This window comes from Microbacterium sediminis, from assembly GCF_004564075.1.
Taxonomy (GTDB): domain Bacteria; phylum Actinomycetota; class Actinomycetes; order Actinomycetales; family Microbacteriaceae; genus Microbacterium; species Microbacterium sediminis.
On the sequence record NZ_CP038256.1, the window covers coordinates 1,036,718 to 1,053,730 of the forward strand.

Annotated in this window: 21 protein-coding genes; 4 read left to right on the forward strand and 17 right to left on the reverse strand. The window is 73.4% G+C overall.

Annotation, left to right across the window (positions count from 1 at the left end; genetic code table 11):
* Positions 1-98 precede the first annotated feature (98 nt).
* From E3O41_RS04915 to E3O41_RS04990, 16 genes are all read right to left on the reverse strand, one after another.
* A complete protein-coding gene (locus tag E3O41_RS04915) occupies positions 99-1,256 on the reverse strand; it encodes a flagellar hook protein FlgE (protein ID WP_135012110.1) in 1,158 nt (385 codons plus the stop codon).
* Positions 1,257-1,282: 26 nt separating this feature from the next.
* Positions 1,283-1,696, reverse strand: a complete 414-nt coding sequence (locus tag E3O41_RS04920; RefSeq protein ID WP_067028042.1) for a flagellar hook capping FlgD N-terminal domain-containing protein — start codon at positions 1,694-1,696, stop codon at positions 1,283-1,285.
* A gap of 12 nt (positions 1,697-1,708) precedes the next feature.
* A complete protein-coding gene (locus tag E3O41_RS04925; protein ID WP_067028040.1) occupies positions 1,709-3,082 on the reverse strand; it encodes an NlpC/P60 family protein in 1,374 nt (457 codons plus the stop codon).
* Complete coding sequence (locus E3O41_RS04930) at positions 3,079-3,519, reverse strand: flagellar FliJ family protein (RefSeq protein WP_067028038.1); 441 nt, start codon at positions 3,517-3,519, stop codon at positions 3,079-3,081. The genes E3O41_RS04925 and E3O41_RS04930 overlap by 4 nt, the downstream gene beginning before the upstream one ends.
* Entirely contained in the window at positions 3,516-4,838 is a 1,323-nt protein-coding gene (locus E3O41_RS04935; RefSeq protein WP_067028036.1) for a FliI/YscN family ATPase, read from the reverse strand. The genes E3O41_RS04930 and E3O41_RS04935 overlap by 4 nt, the downstream gene beginning before the upstream one ends.
* Positions 4,835-5,452, reverse strand: a complete 618-nt coding sequence (locus tag E3O41_RS04940; protein WP_083991048.1) for a FliH/SctL family protein — start codon at positions 5,450-5,452, stop codon at positions 4,835-4,837. Before E3O41_RS04940 ends, E3O41_RS04935 begins: the two co-directional genes overlap by 4 nt.
* Entirely contained in the window at positions 5,442-6,407 is a 966-nt protein-coding gene (gene fliG / locus E3O41_RS04945; RefSeq protein ID WP_425325888.1) for a flagellar motor switch protein FliG, read from the reverse strand. Before fliG ends, E3O41_RS04940 begins: the two co-directional genes overlap by 11 nt.
* 35 nt (positions 6,408-6,442) lie before the next feature.
* Entirely contained in the window at positions 6,443-8,065 is a 1,623-nt protein-coding gene (gene fliF / locus E3O41_RS04950; RefSeq protein WP_067028028.1) for a flagellar basal-body MS-ring/collar protein FliF, read from the reverse strand.
* The gene (gene fliE / locus E3O41_RS04955; protein ID WP_067028026.1) at positions 8,065-8,364 is read right to left on the reverse strand and encodes a flagellar hook-basal body complex protein FliE; all 300 of its coding nucleotides are present in this window, start codon (positions 8,362-8,364) and stop codon (positions 8,065-8,067) included. The genes fliF and fliE overlap by 1 nt, the downstream gene beginning before the upstream one ends.
* On the reverse strand, positions 8,364-8,756 hold the full coding sequence (locus tag E3O41_RS04960; RefSeq protein ID WP_067028024.1) for a flagellar basal body rod protein FlgC: 393 nt from the start codon (positions 8,754-8,756) through the stop codon (positions 8,364-8,366). The genes fliE and E3O41_RS04960 overlap by 1 nt, the downstream gene beginning before the upstream one ends.
* 10 nt (positions 8,757-8,766) lie before the next feature.
* Positions 8,767-9,111, reverse strand: a complete 345-nt coding sequence (gene flgB, locus E3O41_RS04965; protein WP_067028021.1) for a flagellar basal body rod protein FlgB — start codon at positions 9,109-9,111, stop codon at positions 8,767-8,769.
* A 107-nt stretch (positions 9,112-9,218) separates the two neighbouring features.
* Positions 9,219-9,485 carry a hypothetical protein gene (locus E3O41_RS04970; protein ID WP_067028020.1) on the reverse strand — a complete coding sequence of 89 codons (267 nt, stop codon included), beginning with the start codon at positions 9,483-9,485 and terminating at the stop codon, positions 9,219-9,221.
* A complete protein-coding gene (fliS, locus tag E3O41_RS04975) occupies positions 9,478-9,909 on the reverse strand; it encodes a flagellar export chaperone FliS (RefSeq protein ID WP_067028018.1) in 432 nt (143 codons plus the stop codon). The genes E3O41_RS04970 and fliS overlap by 8 nt, the downstream gene beginning before the upstream one ends.
* Positions 9,906-11,291, reverse strand: a complete 1,386-nt coding sequence (gene fliD, locus E3O41_RS04980) for a flagellar filament capping protein FliD (RefSeq protein WP_240482486.1) — start codon at positions 11,289-11,291, stop codon at positions 9,906-9,908. The genes fliS and fliD overlap by 4 nt, the downstream gene beginning before the upstream one ends.
* A 95-nt stretch (positions 11,292-11,386) precedes the next feature.
* A complete protein-coding gene (locus E3O41_RS04985) occupies positions 11,387-12,274 on the reverse strand; it encodes a flagellin N-terminal helical domain-containing protein (RefSeq protein ID WP_067028016.1) in 888 nt (295 codons plus the stop codon).
* Between the two features lie 93 nt (positions 12,275-12,367).
* Complete coding sequence (locus E3O41_RS04990; RefSeq protein WP_067028014.1) at positions 12,368-13,171, reverse strand: sigma-70 family RNA polymerase sigma factor; 804 nt, start codon at positions 13,169-13,171, stop codon at positions 12,368-12,370.
* A 242-nt stretch (positions 13,172-13,413) separates the two neighbouring features.
* Between E3O41_RS04990 and flgN the strand changes: the two genes are divergently transcribed.
* From flgN to E3O41_RS05010, 4 genes are read left to right on the forward strand one after another with little or no spacing between them, the layout of a single operon-like run.
* A complete protein-coding gene (gene flgN, locus E3O41_RS04995) occupies positions 13,414-13,851 on the forward strand; it encodes a flagellar export chaperone FlgN (protein ID WP_240482485.1) in 438 nt (145 codons plus the stop codon).
* A 13-nt stretch (positions 13,852-13,864) separates the two neighbouring features.
* Positions 13,865-15,274, forward strand: a complete 1,410-nt coding sequence (gene flgK / locus E3O41_RS05000; protein ID WP_067028011.1) for a flagellar hook-associated protein FlgK — start codon at positions 13,865-13,867, stop codon at positions 15,272-15,274.
* 34 nt (positions 15,275-15,308) lie between these two features.
* The gene (flgL, locus tag E3O41_RS05005) at positions 15,309-16,181 is read left to right on the forward strand and encodes a flagellar hook-associated protein FlgL (RefSeq protein ID WP_244927270.1); all 873 of its coding nucleotides are present in this window, start codon (positions 15,309-15,311) and stop codon (positions 16,179-16,181) included.
* Positions 16,178-16,549, forward strand: coding sequence for a flagellar assembly protein FliW (locus E3O41_RS05010; RefSeq protein WP_135012114.1), 372 nt, complete (start codon positions 16,178-16,180; stop codon positions 16,547-16,549). Before flgL ends, E3O41_RS05010 begins: the two co-directional genes overlap by 4 nt.
* Before the next feature lies 1 nt (position 16,550).
* Here E3O41_RS05010 and E3O41_RS05015 read toward each other — a convergent pair whose 3' ends face one another.
* Positions 16,551-17,000: a DUF6098 family protein gene (locus E3O41_RS05015; RefSeq protein ID WP_135012116.1), complete on the reverse strand. Its 450-nt coding sequence runs from the start codon at positions 16,998-17,000 to the stop codon at positions 16,551-16,553.
* Positions 17,001-17,013 lie beyond the last annotated feature (13 nt).

Below are 17,013 nucleotides of genomic sequence, written 5' to 3' on the forward strand. Positions count from 1 at the left end.
AAAATGCACGCTGCCCCTCATGGGCGGCGAGGTGACGACCTCCCCCCGAAGGCCGTCGAGTGTCACTGTCGGCCGTCGGGGGGAGCGCGTAAGGCGGGTCAGCGCTTGAGGTTGGTCAGCTCCTGGAGCACCTCGTCGCTCGTGGTGATGATGCGGGCGTTCGCCTGGAAGCCGCGCTGCGCGACGATGAGGTTGGTGAACTCCTGCGAGAGATCGACGTTCGACATCTCGAGCGAGCCGCTGATGAGCGAGCCCATGCCCTCGACGCCGGCGGTGCCGACCTGCGCGGCGCCGGAGTTGACGGTCGGCACGTAGCGCGAGGAGCCGACCTTCTCCAGGCCGCCGGGGTTGACGAACGTCGCCAGCGCGACGCGCGCGAGCACCTCGGTCGCGCCGTTGCTGAACGTGCCGACGAGGCTGCCGTCCTCCGACAGCGCGTACGACTGCAGCGTGCCGGCGGGGTGGCCGTCCTGGCCGTCGATCTTGAGCGTCGACAGCTCGGCGTAGCCGGTGATCGACGACAGGTCGATCGTGATGGTGCCGACCGTCAGCGTGCCGCCCGCGGTGAGCTCGCCGTCGGTGAACTGCAGCTCGGCGCCCGCGGTGCCGCTGGCGACATCCCAGCCGGCGGCGGTGCGGGTGAACTCGAGCGCGAGGGTGGAGGCGTCGCCCTCGGCGTCGTAGATCGTGATGTCGCGCAGCAGCGTCGCGCCCTCCTCGGCGTCGGAGGGCAGGTTGCCCGTGACGCGCGCGGTGGTCGTGGCCGCGGCGGGCGAGATGGCGCCGACCGGCAGCGTGATGTCGCCGATCGCCGCGCCGGGCGCGATCTGCCCGTCCTGCGCCGTCCAGCCCTGCACGAAGGCGCCGTCGGCGGTGACCATGCGGCCCTGCGCGTCGAACGAGAACGCGCCGTTGCGGGTGTACGAGGTCTCGGCCCCGGCGCGGGCGACGAAGAAGCCGTCGCCGGCGATCATGAGGTGCGTGGGCACGCCGGTCGACTGCGCCGCGCCCTGCGCGAAGTTCGTGGTGATCGCGGCGACCTGCACGCCGAGGCCGACCTGGGCCGGGTTGCTGCCGCCCGTGTCGTCCTGCGGCAGGCCCGAGTTGCGCACGAGCTGCGAGAGCGTGTCCTGGAACTCCACCGAGGAGCCCTTGAAGCCCGTGGTGTTGACGTTGGCGATGTTGTTGCCCGTGACATCGAGCATGGTCTGGTGCGAGCGGAGGCCGGAGATTCCGGAGTAGAGCGAGCGGAGCATGGCTGCCTTCTTTCAGGAGTGGGGGATCACGGGGCGGCGACGCCGGCGACGGCGTCGAGCGGGACGGTGATGTCGCCGATGGACACCTGCGGGGTGCCCGAGGCGAAGGAGACCGACGACACGACGCCGGTGTGGGTGGCGCCCTCGGCGTCGAGGTAGGAGATCTCGCGGCCGATGAGGTCGGTGGCGGCCTGGCGCATCGTGAGCGCGAAGGTCTCGGTCGAGGTGGACGACAGCGCGGTGAGCTGCTCCATCATCGCCAGCTGCGTGCTCTGGGCGATCATCTCGTTGGTGTCCATGGGCGAGGACGGGTCCTGGTTCTGCAGCTGCGTGACCAGCAGCTGCAGGAACACCTCGGAGTCGAGGGTCTGCTTGCGCTCGGTGGATCCGGTCGAGCCGGTGTACAGGCCGCTCGCGGAGACGGGTTCGACGGTGGGCATGGGGCCTCCGGATCAGGCGAGCACGTCGAACGACGTGGCGGTGTGGGAGAGGGGGACGATCGGGGCGGCGACGGGCACCGGCACGGCCTCGCGGGCGACCGGCCCGCGCGGCGACGCCTCGCCCTGCGAGCGACCGGAGCCGCCGTCGCGGGCAGCCGATCCGGTGTCGGCGCCGGACTGCGCGGTGGCAGAGCCGTCGCCCGAGGCCAGGGTGAGCGACGCGTGCGGGGCCGCCGCGGCGAGGTCGCGGCGCAGGTCGCCGAGGATGTGCCGGATCGCGTCGCGACCGGCGTCGGACGGCGCCAGCAGCTCGATCCGCATGACGTCGCCGCTGATGTGCGCGCGGACCGTGACGGGGCCGAGGTCATCGGGCGAGACGGTCAGCGTGAGCTGGTGATCGCCGTCGCCGGCCTGCGCCAGCGAGACGAGCGGCGGCGACAGCTGCGGCGCGAGCGCCGGCCGCGGTGCGGTGGCGGCGGCCGGGGCCGAGGCGGCCCGCGTGTCCGGCGCGCTCGCCGGGGCGGCGGTGGCGACCGCGAGGTCGTCGCGGCGCGACGGGGCGGGGTCGTCGGAGGTCGGCGCGACGGGGGTGGCCATCGCCGCGGCCGCCGCGGCCGAGGCCACGAGGGCCGGGGCCGGGGTGGCGACCGCGGCCGTGCTCGCCGCCGCGGCGCGGGCCTCGAGCGCGGCGGCGATCGGCGCGAGCGTGGCGCTCAGCGAGCCGAGCGCGTCGTCGCCGGCGGCGTCCGCTCCGCCCGCGAAGAGCACCTGCATGACCGAGAGCAGATCGGACGACGGCAGCGACGTCAACCCGGCCAGCGACGCCGTCGCCGGGGCGGCCTCGCTCGCGGCGGGCACGACGCGGCGGATGGTGCCGATCTCCGACGGCGAGAGGTAGTTGTCGACCAGCTGCACGTCCTTGCCGGGGCGCGGGGCGTGGATGATCTTGCCGTCGCCGGCGTAGATGACGATGTGCCCCTCGTCCTTCGTGACGATGAGGTCGCCCGGCTGCGCCTCCTCGAGCGAGGGCACCTCCACGCCGATGTCGGCCTGGTCCTGGACGACGCGCGGGGCGTCGATGCCGAGGTCGGCGAGCACGCGCTGCACGAGGCCCGAGCAGTCCATGCCGGTCTCGTCCTCGCCGCCGAACACGTACGGCACCCCGAGGTACTGCGTCGCCTGCTCGACGATGTCCTCGCCCGTGACGCCATCGCTCGTGTCAGGCAGCGCCCCGAGCGTGCGCAGCGCGCTGGCGAAGTCGGTGGCCGTCGTGCCGGCCGCCTGCGCGGTGCCGGTGGCGGCGCCCGTCGAGGCCGCCGGGTTCGCGAGCTCCTGGATGAGCGACTGGATCGTGCCGATCCGCTCGCTGATGGCTGCGACGCTCATGCCGCCCCCTCCTGTCGTGCCGATGCGATGGCCCAGCGGCCGGTGGCGATCTCGTCGAGCGCGGACTGCTCGGCCCGCAGCTCGCCGCGCCGCTCGCGCTCGCGGTGCGCGGCCTCGAGCTTCTCGAGCCCGAGGGCGCGGCGCTTGGCCTCGGTGTGCGCGCGGCGGGCCGCGTCGACATCGTCGCGCTGGGCGTCCGCGATGAGGGCGAGCTCGCCGATGCGGGCGCGCGCCGCCGCGCGGGAGGCGGCGATCGCCGCGAGCGAGCGCACGTCGACGGCGGCGTCCGCGCTGTCGGCGAGCGCGGTGCGCGTGCGATGCTCGCGGGCCTCGGACTGGCGGGCGGTCACGGCGGCGCGCGAGAGCCGCTCGGCAGCGGCGCGCTCCTGCACGCCGCGCAGCCGCAGCAGGCCGGCGAGGGAGAACGGCGGGGTCATCGTGCCTCCTCGGGGACGGGAGCGGGGGACGGGGTGTGCTCGAAGGCCGTCACGAGGCGGGCGAGCCGCGCCCAGGCCTCCGGGGCCGGGCACACGTCGTCGAGCGCCTGCGTGAGGAACGCGGTGATCGCGTCCTCGTGCGCCACCGCCGCGTCGACGCGCGGGTTGGCGCCGGGCTGGTACGCGCCGATGTCGAGCAGGTCGCTCACGGAGCGCCGGGCGGCCATCACGCTGCGCAGCGACGTCGCCAGGCGCCGCTGCTCGGCCGTGGTCACCTTCGAGGCCACGCGCGAGATCGAGCCGAGCACATCGATCGCGGGGTGGTGCCCCGTCACGGCGAGCGCGCGGTCGAGCACGATGTGCCCGTCGAGGATCGAGCGGGCCGCGTCGGCGATCGGCTCGTTGTGGTCGTCGCCGTCGACGAGCACCGTGTACAGGCCCGTGACCGATCCGCCGCTGGCCGTGCCGGCGCGCTCCAGCAGCCGGGCCAGCACCGAGAACGTCGAGGGCGGGTAGCCGCGCGTGGCGGGCGGCTCGCCCGCCGACAGGCCGATCTCACGCTGCGCCATGGCCACGCGCGTGAGCGAGTCCATCATGAGCACCACGTGGGCGCCCTCGTCGCGGAACGCCTCGGCGATGCGGGTGGCCGTGAAGGCGGCGCGCAGGCGCGCCATGGCGGGCTGATCCGAGGTGGCCACCACGACGACCGACCGCGCGAGCCCCGCGGCGCCGAGGTCGTCCTCGAGGAACTCGCGCACCTCGCGGCCGCGCTCGCCGACGAGGGCGATGACGGCGACCTCCGCCTCGGTGCCGCGGGCGATCATCGACAGCAGCGACGACTTGCCCACGCCCGACCCGGCGAACAGGCCCATGCGCTGGCCGCGGCCGACCGTGGTGAGGGTGTCGATGGCACGCACGCCGAGCGAGAGCGGCAGGGCGATGCGATCGCGGTCGAGGGCGGCGGGCGGCTCGTTGTCGAGCACCACGCGGGGCGCGTCGATCGGGCCGCGGCCGTCGATCGGGCGGCCGAGGCCGTCGAGCACGCGGCCGAGCAGCGCGCGGCCGGCCGGCACGCGCAGCGGCCCCCCGGCGGCGCGCGCGGGGGCGCCGGCGGTCAGGCCCGTGACGGGAGCGAGCGGCATGCATCGCGCCCCGTCCGCGCCCGTGGCCACCACCTCGGCGGCGATGCCGTCGCCGAGCGTGACGAGATCGCCCACGGCGCTGTCGAGGCCGCGGACCTCCACGCCGAGGCCCCGCACCTGCGACACGCTGCCGACCCGCTCCGGGCGGACGGCCTCGAGCACCTCGGACCAGCTCACGGCGCACCCCCGTCGTCGCCGCGCAGCGCGCGCCGGGCGCGGTCGAGCGCGGCACCGATGCGCGCGTCGATGCGGCCCTCGGCCAGCACGGCGATCGCGTCGCCCTGCGCGAGGGTGGCGTCCGGCGTGAGCACGACCCCCTCCGGTGCCTGGTCGCGCAGCGTCTCGGCGTCCACGGGGTTCAGCCGCAGCTCGCGCACCTCGGCGGGATCGACATGCGCCAGAACGCGGCGCAGCGCGGCGCGCGTGTCGTCGCGCAGCTCGCGGGCGAGGATCGCCTCGGCCAGCTCGATCGCCAGGCGCTCGAGCTCCTGCTGGCTCGCGGCGGCGAGGGCGCACTCGCGCTCGGCGAGCGACGCGGCGGCCGCGTCGATCGCCACGAGGGCCTGGCCGATCCGGCGCTCCTGGCGGATCCGCTCCTGCTCCCGCTCGCGCTCCTGCTCCTCGCGGACGATCGCCGCCGACTCGGCCGCCACGCGCATCCCCGCCGCGTGCCCGGCCGAATAGCCGCGCACGCGCGCCGACTCGAACTCGCGCTCGAGCTCGGCGCTGTGGCGGGTGATCCGGGGGAAGACCACCGAGGTGAACGGGGCGGACGGCGCGTCAGTAGACATACTCGTCCTCGTCGGTGCGGTGCACGGTGATCTCGCCGCCGGCGGCGAGCGAGCGGATCGTGCGGACGATCTCGGCTCGCGCCTCCTCGACCTGCGACATGCGCACGGGTCCCATGATGCGGATCTCGTCGTCGAGCACCTCGCGGTTGCGCTCCGAGACGTTCTTGCGGATGACGTCGGCGATCGCCTGGTTCACGCCCTTGAGCGCCAGGGCCAGCGTGCGGATGTCGACCCCGCGCAGCACGCGCTGGGCGTCGCGGTCCTCGAGCTTGACGATGTCGGCGAACGTCACCATGCGCGAGCGGATCTCCTCGGCCAGGCCGGTGTCGCGATCCTCGATGCTCGACAGCAGCGCCTTCTCGATCGCCGCGTCGGAGCGGTTGATGATCTCCACCAGCGGCTGCACGCCGCCCACGGCCTCGGTCGACTCGCGCATCGCGAACACCCCGGTGCGGGTGCGCATCGTCTCGGCGACCACCGCGATCGCCTCCTGCGTGGCCGATCCCATGGTCGCGATCGACTGGGCCACGTCGGTGCGCAGCGGGTCGGGGAGCGCGGCGAGCACCTGCGCGGCGTTGCTCGTGCGCAGGTGGGCGAGGATCAGCGCGATCGTCTGCGGCAGCTCGGCCTCCAGCAGCGTGGCGAGCTGGTCGGGGTCGGCGGCGTTGAGGAACTCCAGCGAGGTGCCGGCCATGTGCGAGCTCACGCGCGTGAGCACGCCGGCCGCCCGCTCGGCGCCGAACGAGGCCTCCAGCAGCGACGCCGCCACGTCGCGCCCACCACGGGCCGGGGGCAGCTGCCCCGCGGCGATCCGGTGGAACTCGCGCAGCGCCCGCGCCGTGGTGGAGGTGTCGGGCCGGCGCATGCGGATGATCTCGGCCGCCAGCTCCTCGGCCTCGGTCTCGGTGAGGTGCTTCATCACCTCGACCGCGCGGGCGCGGTCGAGGTTCATCATGACGACGGCGGCCTTCTGCGGGCCGCTGAGCTCGCTCACGCGTCCACCGTCTCGCCCATGAGCGCCCGCAGCGCCTCGGCGGTCTTCTCGGGGTCGCGGCGGGCGAGCGCCTCGAGCTCGACGCGGTGGCGGGCGAGCGACTGCTGGTCCGGCTCCGGCTCGGGGTCCGGCTCGATCTCGAGGGGAACGGTCGGGGCCGCCGACTCGAGCGACGGGGTGGTGCCGGGGAACAGCTCCGGCTCCTGCTGCTGCGTGAGCAGCAGGGTCGGGGTCTCGTCGAGCGCGAGCATCGGCTCGGTCTCGGCCGCGCGGCGCCGGCGGGCACGCACGGCGAACACGATGACGGCGGCCAGCAGCGGCAGGCCGATCGCGGCGGCGATGAGGGCCGTCGTCATGAGCTCGTGCGCGCGCTGGGCCTCCTCGTCGGCGCGCGCCTGGGCGAGGGCGGCCTGGGCGGCGTCGGCGTCGGCCGTGCTGAAGGCCATGGTCGCGACGGTGACCTCGTCGCCGCGGTCGGGGTCGACGCCCGCCGCGGTGGCCACGAGGTCCTCCAGCTCGCCGACGTTCAGGCCCGCGGCGGCGTCCTCGTCCACGGCGACCGACACCGTCTGGCGCGTCACGGCGCCGGGCGGGGTGGTGGTCTTCTCGGTGGACTTGTTGATCGCGTTGCTGCGGTTCGTCTCGGTCGACTCGTACGTGCCGTCGCCGCCCTCGGTCGGCACGGCGATGTTGTCGGGGCCGAGCACGCCCGTGCCGGTGCCGCCACCGGTGTACGACTCGGTGCGGGTCTGCTCCTCGGTGGGGAGGGCGTCCTCCGGCGTCGTGTAGGTCTCGTCGACCCGCTCGCTCGTCTCGTTGGACATCTCGGCGGCGACGCTGACCGTCGCGTTGCCGGCGCCCACCACGCGGTCGAGCATCTGCTGCACGCTCGCGGCCACGCGCGTCTCGTACTCGGCGGCCTGCTGATCGGAGCTTCCCGTGGTGCCCACGCCCACGGCCGAGAGGGTCTCGCCGGACTGATCGATCACGGCCACGTTCTCGGGCTTCATGCCGCTGATGGCGGCCGCCGTGAGGTGCACGATCGCGTCCACCTGCTGGCGGTCGAGCGTGGCGCCCGACTGCGTCTCGACGAACACCGAGGCGGTCGGGTCGATCGTCTCGCTGACGAACACGCTCTCCTCGGGGATCGCCAGCTGCACGGACGCGCCGGTCACGCCGTCGAGCGACGAGATCGTGCGGGCCAGCTCGCCCTCGATCGCGCGCTTGTACGTGACGGACTGCTGGAACTCGCTCGTCGTCACGCCGAGGTCGTCGAGGAGCGTGTAGCCGTTGGTGCCCTCGCCGGGCAGGCCGGCCGCGGCGGCGGCGAGGCGCTGGTCGTAGACGTCCTGCTCGGGCACGAGCACGGTGCTGCCGCCGTCGGCCAGCTGGTAGTCCACGCCGGCCGATTGCAGCTGCTCGACCACCGCGCTGGCGTCGGCGGCGGCGAGGCCCGTGAACAGCGGGGCGTACTGCGGGCGCATGAGCCAGCTGCCCAGCGCCACGGCGCCGAGGGCGAGCACGGCCACGCCGATGATCGCGATCGTGCGCTGCGCGAGGGTGAAGCCCGAGATCGCGCTCCGGATGCGGCCGAAGAAGCCGGTGACCGCCTGCGGCATCAGGCCTGCATCCTCATGATCTCGGTGAACGCCTCGACGCCCTTGTTGCGCACGGCGGCGACGAGCTCGAGCGTCACCGAGGCGCGCGTCGAGGCGATCATCGCCGAGTGGATGTCATCGAGGTCGCCCGTGACGGCCGCGACGGCCAGCTCGTTCGAGGTGGCCTGCAGCGAGTGCAGCTCGTCGATCGCGCCGGTGATCGCGTTGGCGAAGCCGGTGCCGTCGGTCTGAGCGGCCGGGGGCGTCGGCAGCAGCGCGTCGGCGGCGCCGGCGAGGGAGTCGATGGCGTCGATGGGCATCAGTTGCGTCCGATCTGCAGGGCCGCTTCGTACGAGGTCTTCGCGCGATCCACGACCGCCGCGCTGGCCTGGTAGCCGCGCTGGGCGAGGATCAGCTGGCTCATCTGCGAGGCCAGGTCGATGTCGGGCAGGCGCACGTAGCCGTCCTCATCCGCGAGCGGGTGATCCGGGTCGTGCACGAGGCGCCCCTCCGCGTCGCCCAGCTCGATGCCGGCGACGTAGACGCCCGGGGTGTCGCCGTCGGTCTCGACGACGACGTAGCGCTCCTGGAAGGCGGCGCCGTCGGTGGGGGCGGCGGTGTTGATGTTGGCGATGTTGTCGCTGAGGGCGTCGAGCCACTTGCGGTGCACCGTGAGCCCGGTGCCGGCGATGCCGATCGCGTCGAAGGTCATGGGTTCCTCCTCACGACGTGGTGCGCAGCGCCGTGCGCACGCCGTTGAACGAGCCGCCGATCGCCTGGGTGGCGAACTGGTAGCGCAGGACCGTGTCGATGTTCGACAGCGTCTCGGTGTCGAGGTTGACGTTGCTGCCGTCCAGGCGGGTCGGCTCGAGCGACTCGGCCGTGGTCGCGGCGACCACACCGGATCCCTCCGCCACGGACTCGGCGAGGGCGTCCTCGAAGAGCACGCGCTTGGCGTGGTAGTTCGGCGTGTTGACGTTCGCGATGTTGTCCGCGATGGCTCGCTGGCGCTGGGAGAGCCCATCGAGCGCACTGGTGAGCGCGCGGATGGTGACCGATTCGAACACAGACTCCGGCTTTCGACGTCCTGTGGGAGGGCCGATCCGTGGCCCGAGGGGCGAGCGATCCGTGCTCTGTCGAGATCTATCGGCCGATCGTCGCCCGCCGTTAGGAGTCAGCCGGCCCGATCGAGATAGACGGGTCGGTCGTCGCCCGTGGGCACCCGGCGCAGCGCGACCAGCTGGGCGAGGGTCTCGTCGCGCGCGGCCGCGAGCGCCGCGATCCGCTCGCGCTGCGCCTCGAGCACGCGGCCCGCGCGGTCGGCGAGTTCGGGCGGCAGGGGAGCGGCCGGCGGCGTCCACGCGCGTGGCTCGCCCGCGAGGTCCTGCTCGAAGCGGTCCAGCAGCGCGGCCCACTCGCGGCGGGCCGCCTCCTCAGGCACTGGCCTGCACCGGCTGCGCGGCGCCGCCGACCAGGCGGGCGGCCTCGTGCCAGGCGTCGCGCAGCGGGGCGATCAGCTCGCGGCACTGGCGCGTCCGCTCCGCGTCGCGCTCGATGTTGGCCGCGATGAGCGTGTCGGTGAGGTGCGCGTACAGGGCGCGCAGGTCGGCGCTGCCGTCCCAGGCGTCGGTGAGCGAGGCGTGCAGCTCGGCGACGATCGCCTGCGCGTGCAGGAGGTGCGTCGACGCCTCGGCCCACGCGCTCGCGGCCTGCGCGGTCTCGGCGCGCTCCACGTCGAGCATCAGCCGGTCGTAGAGCATGGTCACGAGCCGCTCGGGGGTGGCCGAGAGGATCGCGTCGCGCTGGTAGCGCTGCTGCGCGGCGCGCAGCTGGGCGAGGCGGGCGGCGGGGGCGGACGCGGTCATGACTCATTCCCCTTGCTGTAGGTCGGCAGCGAGGCGATCTGCTGCGACAGATACGTGGACTGGGCGTTCCACTGCGCCATCATCGTCTCCATGCGCAGGAACTGGGCCTCGAGGGTGGCGCGGCGCTTCTCGAGGCGCACGTCCATGCTCTCGATCTGCCGATCGAGCGAGCGCACCTCGGACTGCTGCCCGGTGATGCGCGTGGTGAGGAAGCCCTCGTAGCGGTCGGAGTAGGTCGTGCCGACCTCCTCGACGCGGCCGGCGATGCCGGCGAAGAACGCCTCGACGCGGGCGGGATCGGCGGCCATCGCGTCGGCGAACGCCTCCTCGTCGAAGGTGAGCTCGCCGTAGCGGTCGACGGAGATGCCGATGCTGGACGGCGAGACGCCGTCGATGGGGGCGATGACGGCGTTCGCGAGCGCGTTGCGCAGGCCGCGCACGGTCGAGTCGCCCGTGTAGACGCCCAGCACGGTGGTCTCGCCCTCGGCGACGGTGGCCTTCGAGCCCGTGTCGATCCGGTTCAGCACCGCGGAGATCTCGTCGATGAAGGTCTTGACGGTCTTGGCCGAGGCGGCGGTGTCGACCGTCACCGAGAGCGAGACCGGCTCGGCCTGGGCCGTGCGCACGGTGACGTCGACGTCGGGCAGCAGGTCGGTGAAGGTGTTCCTCGCGCTCGTGATGGTCTGCTCGGCGGCGGTGCCGGCGTAGAGACGGATCGCGGCGTCCTGGCCCTGCTGGGTGACGGCGGCACCGGCCTCGGTGGCCAGGTCGGTGGCGGTGCCGGCGGTGACCTCGGCGGCCGTGCCGCGGAACACCTGGAAGGCGCTCGCGGCGCCGGTGGAGTTGGCCACGAGCTGCAGCCGGTAGATCGGGTCGCCGTTGGCGTCGGTGCCGCCGCGCACGGTGGTGGCGGTCACGGGCACGCCGGCGTCGTTGATCGCGGCGGCGATCTCGGTGAGGGAGGTGCCCTGCGCCGTGATCTCGTGCAGCTCCCCGGCGCCGTCGACGATCGTGAGCGTCGCGGGCTCGGTGGGCCACTGCGCGTACCCCGCGGAGACCACGGTGTGGGCCTTCGCGACCCGGTCGACGACGACGTCGAGCGAGGAGGCCTGGGCGCCGGGGCGGGCCGTGACCGAGACGGCGTCGCTTGAGGCGGTGGAGGTGAAGGCGGCCAGCGCCGTGGCCGACGTGAGGTCGCCGGCGCGCGTGGTGAGGGTCTGCAGCTGCGAGTTCAGGGCCTGCAGGTTCGAGACGATGACGCCGCGGTCGTCCGCCTTCTGCTGCAGCAGGATGCGCGGGATCGCCTGCACCTCCATGAGGGCATCGACCATCGCCGCGGTGTCGAGACCGGACGCGAGACCGGGGAACGAGATCGAGGGCAACGCGGGCGCCTTCCGTGATCAGGGGCGGTGCGGTGGCGGGGAGGTGGCGAATGCCCTGGACGGGTCGGGTACACCGTCCAGGGCATTCACGGGGATCAGCCCAGGAGCTGCAGAACGCCCTGCGTCGACTGGTTCGCCTGCGCGAGCATGGCGGTACCGGCCTGCGAGAGGATGTTCTTGGCGGTGTACTTCACCATCTCCTGCGCCATGTCGGTGTCGCGGATGCGCGACTCCGCGGCCGACAGGTTCTCCGACGAGACCGACAGCGAGCGGATCGACGACTCGAGGCGGTTCTGCTGCGCACCGTAGTCCGCACGAGCCGTCGAGATCGACTTGATGGCGGTGTCGAGAGCGGTGAGGTTGGTCGCCGCGTCCGCAGCCGGACCGTCAGCCGACGCGGTGCCCGGGTTGAGCAGGAGGAGCTGGCTCGCGCCGTCGGCATCGGTGATGCCCGACAGGGCGGCGCCGATGTCCTTGAGCGCGATGACGATCTGGTTGTCCTCGCCGGACCCTGCGCCGACCTGCACCGAGAAGTTCAGCGCCGCGCCGGCTCCCTGGCCGTCACCCTTCAGCAGCTTGATGCCGTTGAACTCGGTGTTGTCGACGATGCGGTCGAGCTCCTTGGCAAGGGCGCCGATCTCGCCGTCGATCGCCGAGCGGGCGTCCGGGCTGTTCGTGTCGTTGGCACCCTGAACGGTCAGCTCGCGCATGCGCTGCAGGATGTCGTGGACCTCGGTCAGGGCGCCTTCCGCGGTCTGGATGACCGAGATGCCGTCCTGGGCGTTGCGCTGGGCCTGGTTCAGACCGGTGACCTGCGCGCGCAGGCCCTCGGAGATCGCCAGACCGGCAGCGTCGTCGGCCGCGCGGTTGATGCGAAGACCGCTGGAGAGCTTCTCCATCGACTTCGACAGGTCGTTCTGCGTGTTCGACAGGTTGCGGTACGCGTTGAGCGCCGCGATGTTGGTGTTGACTGCAAGACCCATGGTGATTCCTCCGTGAATGGGTGGTGGTGCGGAGCCCGTCCGTGAGCTCCACAGGGTGCTATCGGCCGCCCGGGCCGATGCGTTAGGCGCCGGTCAGGCCTCGGCGGCGCGCGGCAGGAAGGCGTGGGCGAAGCGCCGCCCGCCGGCCGCGATGCGGTCGAAGTACGCCTCGCGGGCCGAGGCCGACACGCGCGAGGTGGGCGTGGCCGAGGCGACCGGCTCGTCGGGGAAGTAGCGGTCCATGGCGTCGCGCAGCAGGCGCAGCGCCTCCGAGCGCTGCTGCGAGACCGCGGAGTGCGAGACGCCCAGCTCCGCGGCGACGTCCTTCACGGGGCGGTCCTCGAAGTACACGGCGCGCACGATGAGCTGCATGCGCTCCGGCAGAGCCGAGATCGCGTGTTCGAGCAGCTCGTGGCGCTCGCCCGTGATGGCGGCCTCCTCGGGCAGCGGCGCGACTGCCGCGACCTCGTGCACGTCGGGCTCGTCGATGCTCGTGACCGTCCGCGCAGCGTCGGCCAGGCTCTCGGCCACCGTGGCGGTGTCGACGCCCATGGCGCTGGCGATCTCCTCGGTGGTCGGCGTGCGGCCGAGGCCGGTGGCGAGGGCGTCGCGCACCGCCGTGGTCTCCTTCACGCGACGGCGGATGCCGCGCGATGCCCAGTCCATCGATCGCATCTCGTCGGCGAAGGCGCCGAGGATGCGGCGGCGGGCGTAGGCGCCGAAGGGCACGCCCAGCTCGGGATCGAACGCGTCCGCCGCGGTGACGAGGGCGAGGGCGCCCGCCGCGGCGAGTTCCTCGCGGGGGATGTGGGTGGCACGCGCATGGAGCTCTGCGGCCAGGTAGCCGACCAGGGGGAGGTTGTCGACGATGAGTTGATCGCGCTCCGAACGCGTCATCGGTGGCCGCCTTTCAAGGGGGGAGGATAGGGCGGGACATCGGATCTTCAATTGCGGGTACCCGGGTAGCTGTCCCCATCGATTTGGGGAGAACTACCCATGCACGATCGTTACCGTATCGGTCAACCGGCCGACAGTGTCAACTACCGATCGTCGAAAGGCGTGTCGCGGCCCGGGGGAGCAGGGAATGGGGAATGGGAGCCAACGAACTGTCAACGCGTCTGTGGCGCGAGCGTGAACTCTTGGAGACGCTGCTGTTCAAGCTGGAGGAGCAGCAGCTCATCCTCGCAGCCGGCCGCTCGCGCTGGGTCGATCGCGCCGCGAGCGAGGTGGACGCCGCCGTCGAGCGCATGCGCCACGCGGGCCTCGAGCGCGCCATCGAGGTCGTCGAGGTGGCCCGCGAATGGGGTGCGCCGGCCGACGCCACGCTGCGCGAGCTCATCGCCCACGCGCCCAACGAGGCCTGGAGTCAGGTCTTCGTGGATCACCTGCGCGCCATGACGGCGCTCGCCGGCGAGGTCGCCGCGGTGCGCGACGCGAACGAGATGCACCTGCGCGCGGCCCTGCGCGCGGCCCAGGAGGCCATCGCCGGCCTCGGGGTGCGCACCGGCGAATACGGCGCCGACGGCGCGACTGCCCGGGGAGACTCCGTTCCCCGGCTGCTCGATACGGACCTGTGACGAAGGAGAGACCTTGTCGACTTTCAGCGGACTGAACACCGCCGCCTCCGCGCTCGCGGCGGCGCGGCGCGGCATGGACGTCACGGGCCAGAACATCGCCAACCAGACGACGGCGGGCTACACCCGGCAGCGCCTGGAGACCTCGGCGCTCGCCTCGATCGCCCAGTCGGGCCGCTTCAGCACCGGTGCCGTGCCGGGGCACGGCGTGTCGATCGACGGCCTCGCGCGGCTCGGCGACGCGCTGCTCGATGCCCGCGTGCGCGATGCCGTGGGGGCCTCGGCGTACTGGAACACGCGGGCGCAGGTGGCCAAGGCCGCCGAGTCGGCCATGGCGGAGCCGACCGAGGCGGGCCTGGCCACGACGCTGACGCGGTTCTGGACGGGGTGGCAGGATCTCGCCAACTCCCCGGACTCCGGCGCCGCCGCGGCCGTCGTGCTCACCAACGCCGAGACCCTCGCCTCGGAGATCGCCGCCGGCTACACCTCGGCGAGCACGCAGTGGTCCGATGTCCGCGCCGGCGTGGACCGGACCGTCACCGAGATCAACACCGCCGCCGACCAGATCGCGCAGCTGAACCGCGAGATCCGCGACGCGCTGAACGCCGGGCGCTCGGCCAACGAGCTCATCGACCGGCGCAACGTCATCGCCGAGGGCGTCTCGAGCGCCGCCGGTGCGCAGGCGACCGTGGAGGCCGACGGCACCCTCACCGTGCGCATCGACGGCAACGCCCTCGTCTCGGGCGTCGAGGCGCGGCACCTCGTCGTCTCGGGCCCCCAGGGCGTCGCGGCCGGCGAGCCCGTCACGGTGGCGTGGGCGCATCGCCCCGACGTGCCGCTCGCCTCGGTGGGCGGCGAGCTCGGCGGTGCGCTGTCGGTGCTCGCTCCCGCCGACGAGGGCGGCACGATCGCCCGGCTCGCCGAGACCTACAACGCGCTCGCGACGTCGCTGGCCGCGACGGTCAACGCCCAGCACGCCGCCGGCGTCACCTCGGACGGCACCGCGGGCGGCGCCTTCTTCGACCTCTCCGCGCCCGGCCCCGCGGCACTCGCCCTGACCGTCGCGCCCACCGGGCTCGACGAGCTCGCGATCGGCAAGCCCGGCGCCGGGGCGCTCGACGCCTCCAACGCCGACGCGATCTCGCAGCTAGGCAGCGGCGCGGGTTCCCCCGACGCGCTGTGGGCCGACTTCGTCACGAGCTTCGGCGTGGCCACCGCCGGCGACGTGCAGCGGGCGACGGTCGCCGAGGTCGCGGCCACGACCAGCGCCATGGCGCAGCAGTCGGTCGCCGGCGTGGACGGCGACGAGGAGACGATGAACCTGCTGACCTACCAGACCGCCTACCAGGCGGCCGCCCGTGTGCTCACGGCGGTCGACGAGGCGCTCGATGTCCTGATCAACCGCACCGGCCTGGTCGGCCGCTGATCCGCACCGGAAAGGGCCCCCGATGATCTCCCGCGTGACCGCGCAGACGATGTCCCAGGCGTCGCTGCGCAACCTGCAGTCCAACCTCAGCGCCCTCGCGCGCCTCCAGGAGCAGGCGACCTCGCAGCGCGCCTTCCTCGCGCCGTCCGACAACCCGTCGGCCGCCGCCACCACGCTCGCGGTGCACGCCGCGCAGGACCGCAACCAGCAGCACGCGCGCAACATCGACGACGCCATCGCGTGGGTGGCCACCGCTGACTCGGCGATCAGCGAGAGCACCACGCTGCTGCAGCGCGTGCGCGTGCTCACCGTGCAGGGCGCCAACGACGTGTCGATGGACGCGACGGCGAAGGAGGCCATCGCGGTCGAGCTCGAGGGGCTGCGCGACGAGCTGCTCGCCCGCGCGAACACGAGCCTGCTGGGCCGATCGGTGTTCGCCGGCACCTCCGACGCCGGCCGGGCGTTCGAGCCCGACTACACGCACAACGGCGTGCCCGGCGCGGAGGTCACGCGCCGCATCGCCGACGGGGTGTCGGTGCGCGTCGATGCGGACGGCGCCGCGGTGTTCGGCGAGGGCGATCAGTCGGTGTTCGCGCTCATCGACGACATCGTCGCCGACCTGCGCGGCGGCGTGAACGTCGGCGCCCGGCTCGACCAGATCGACGAGCGCATGACGGCTATGCTCAGTGCCCAGGGCGCCATCGGCGCACGTCAGGCCCAGATCGAGCGAACGCAGGAGGCCACGCTGGACGAGTCCGTGTCGCTCGAGACGCGCCGCTCCGCGGTGGAGGACGTCGACTCCGTCGAGATCCTCGTGCAGCTGCAGGCGCAGGAGCTCGTCTACCGCTCCGCGCTGCAGGTGACGAGCCGCGTGCTGCAGCCGACGCTCATGGACTTCCTGTCGTGAGCGCGGCCGTCTCGTTCGTCGCCCCGCCGCCCGGCCTCGACCCGCACACCGACTTCGAGCTCGCGCCCGTCGACGGCGCCGACGGGCTGTTCTCCCTCCGCGCGGCGGCGCAGCCCGAGCTGCGCATGTACCTCGTGGATCCGCGCGGCGTCGTGGCGGACTACGCGCCGGTGCTGACCGACGAGCAGGCCGACGCGATCTCGCTCACCTCGGCCGACGACGCCCTCGTGCTCGTCGTGGCCAACCCGGGCGCCGACGGCGTGCACGTGAACCTGCTGGCCCCCGTGGTCGTGAACACCGCCACCGGATCGGCCGCCCAGGTGATCCTGGAGGGGCAGGACCTCCCCGTCCGCGCCCCGCTCGCCTGACTCAGCCCTCGGGACCCCGGCCCGCGTCGAACTCCGACCGGTAGCGGGCGTCGGCCTCGGCCAGCAGCTCCTCGGCCAGGCGCGCCACCGGCACGGCGTCGGCCAGCAGCGGCTCGCAGTCCGGACCGCGCGCGACCACGCGGCCCTCCAGCACCCAGGCGAACCGCTCGGGGTTCGACTCGGCGAGGTGGCGGTACTGGCACAGCTGCCGCGCGAGCCAGTCGGCCACCGGGCGCGTCCACCACGGCTCCGGATCGAGCGGGTTCACCGACAGCCCCGGCAGCTCGAGCCCGCTCTCGGTGTCGATGCTGCCGCCGCCCCGATCGGAGGACGGGCCCTCGGAGTAGCGCACGTGCAGTCCCGGGCGCTCGCGCACGAGCCGCTCGAGCTCCTCGAGCGAGCGGATCGGCGGGCGCGCGAACGCCTCCAGCGCCAGGACGTCGCCCGTCATGCGGATCCCCTCC

What these genes read in the sequence shown, in the direction of transcription:
- E3O41_RS04990 (WP_067028014.1), bottom strand. Translation starts at nt 13,171, where the DNA reads ATGACGCGTTCGGAGCGCGATCAACTCATCGTCGACAACCTCCCCCTG.
- E3O41_RS04930 (WP_067028038.1), bottom strand. Translation starts at nt 3,519, where the DNA reads ATGACCCCGCCGTTCTCCCTCGCCGGCCTGCTGCGGCTGCGCGGCGTG.
- fliF (WP_067028028.1), bottom strand. Translation starts at nt 8,065, where the DNA reads ATGCCGCAGGCGGTCACCGGCTTCTTCGGCCGCATCCGGAGCGCGATC.
- E3O41_RS05015 (WP_135012116.1), bottom strand. Translation starts at nt 17,000, where the DNA reads ATGACGGGCGACGTCCTGGCGCTGGAGGCGTTCGCGCGCCCGCCGATC.
- E3O41_RS04925 (WP_067028040.1), bottom strand. Translation starts at nt 3,082, where the DNA reads ATGAGCGTCGCAGCCATCAGCGAGCGGATCGGCACGATCCAGTCGCTC.
- fliG (WP_425325888.1), bottom strand. Translation starts at nt 6,407, where the DNA reads ATGATGAACCTCGACCGCGCCCGCGCGGTCGAGGTGATGAAGCACCTC.
- E3O41_RS04940 (WP_083991048.1), bottom strand. Translation starts at nt 5,452, where the DNA reads ATGTCTACTGACGCGCCGTCCGCCCCGTTCACCTCGGTGGTCTTCCCC.
- fliS (WP_067028018.1), bottom strand. Translation starts at nt 9,909, where the DNA reads ATGACCGCGTCCGCCCCCGCCGCCCGCCTCGCCCAGCTGCGCGCCGCG.
- E3O41_RS04960 (WP_067028024.1), bottom strand. Translation starts at nt 8,756, where the DNA reads ATGACCTTCGACGCGATCGGCATCGCCGGCACCGGGCTCACGGTGCAC.
- E3O41_RS04915 (WP_135012110.1), bottom strand. Translation starts at nt 1,256, where the DNA reads ATGCTCCGCTCGCTCTACTCCGGAATCTCCGGCCTCCGCTCGCACCAG.
- E3O41_RS04985 (WP_067028016.1), bottom strand. Translation starts at nt 12,274, where the DNA reads ATGGGTCTTGCAGTCAACACCAACATCGCGGCGCTCAACGCGTACCGC.
- E3O41_RS04920 (WP_067028042.1), bottom strand. Translation starts at nt 1,696, where the DNA reads ATGCCCACCGTCGAACCCGTCTCCGCGAGCGGCCTGTACACCGGCTCG.
- fliE (WP_067028026.1), bottom strand. Translation starts at nt 8,364, where the DNA reads ATGCCCATCGACGCCATCGACTCCCTCGCCGGCGCCGCCGACGCGCTG.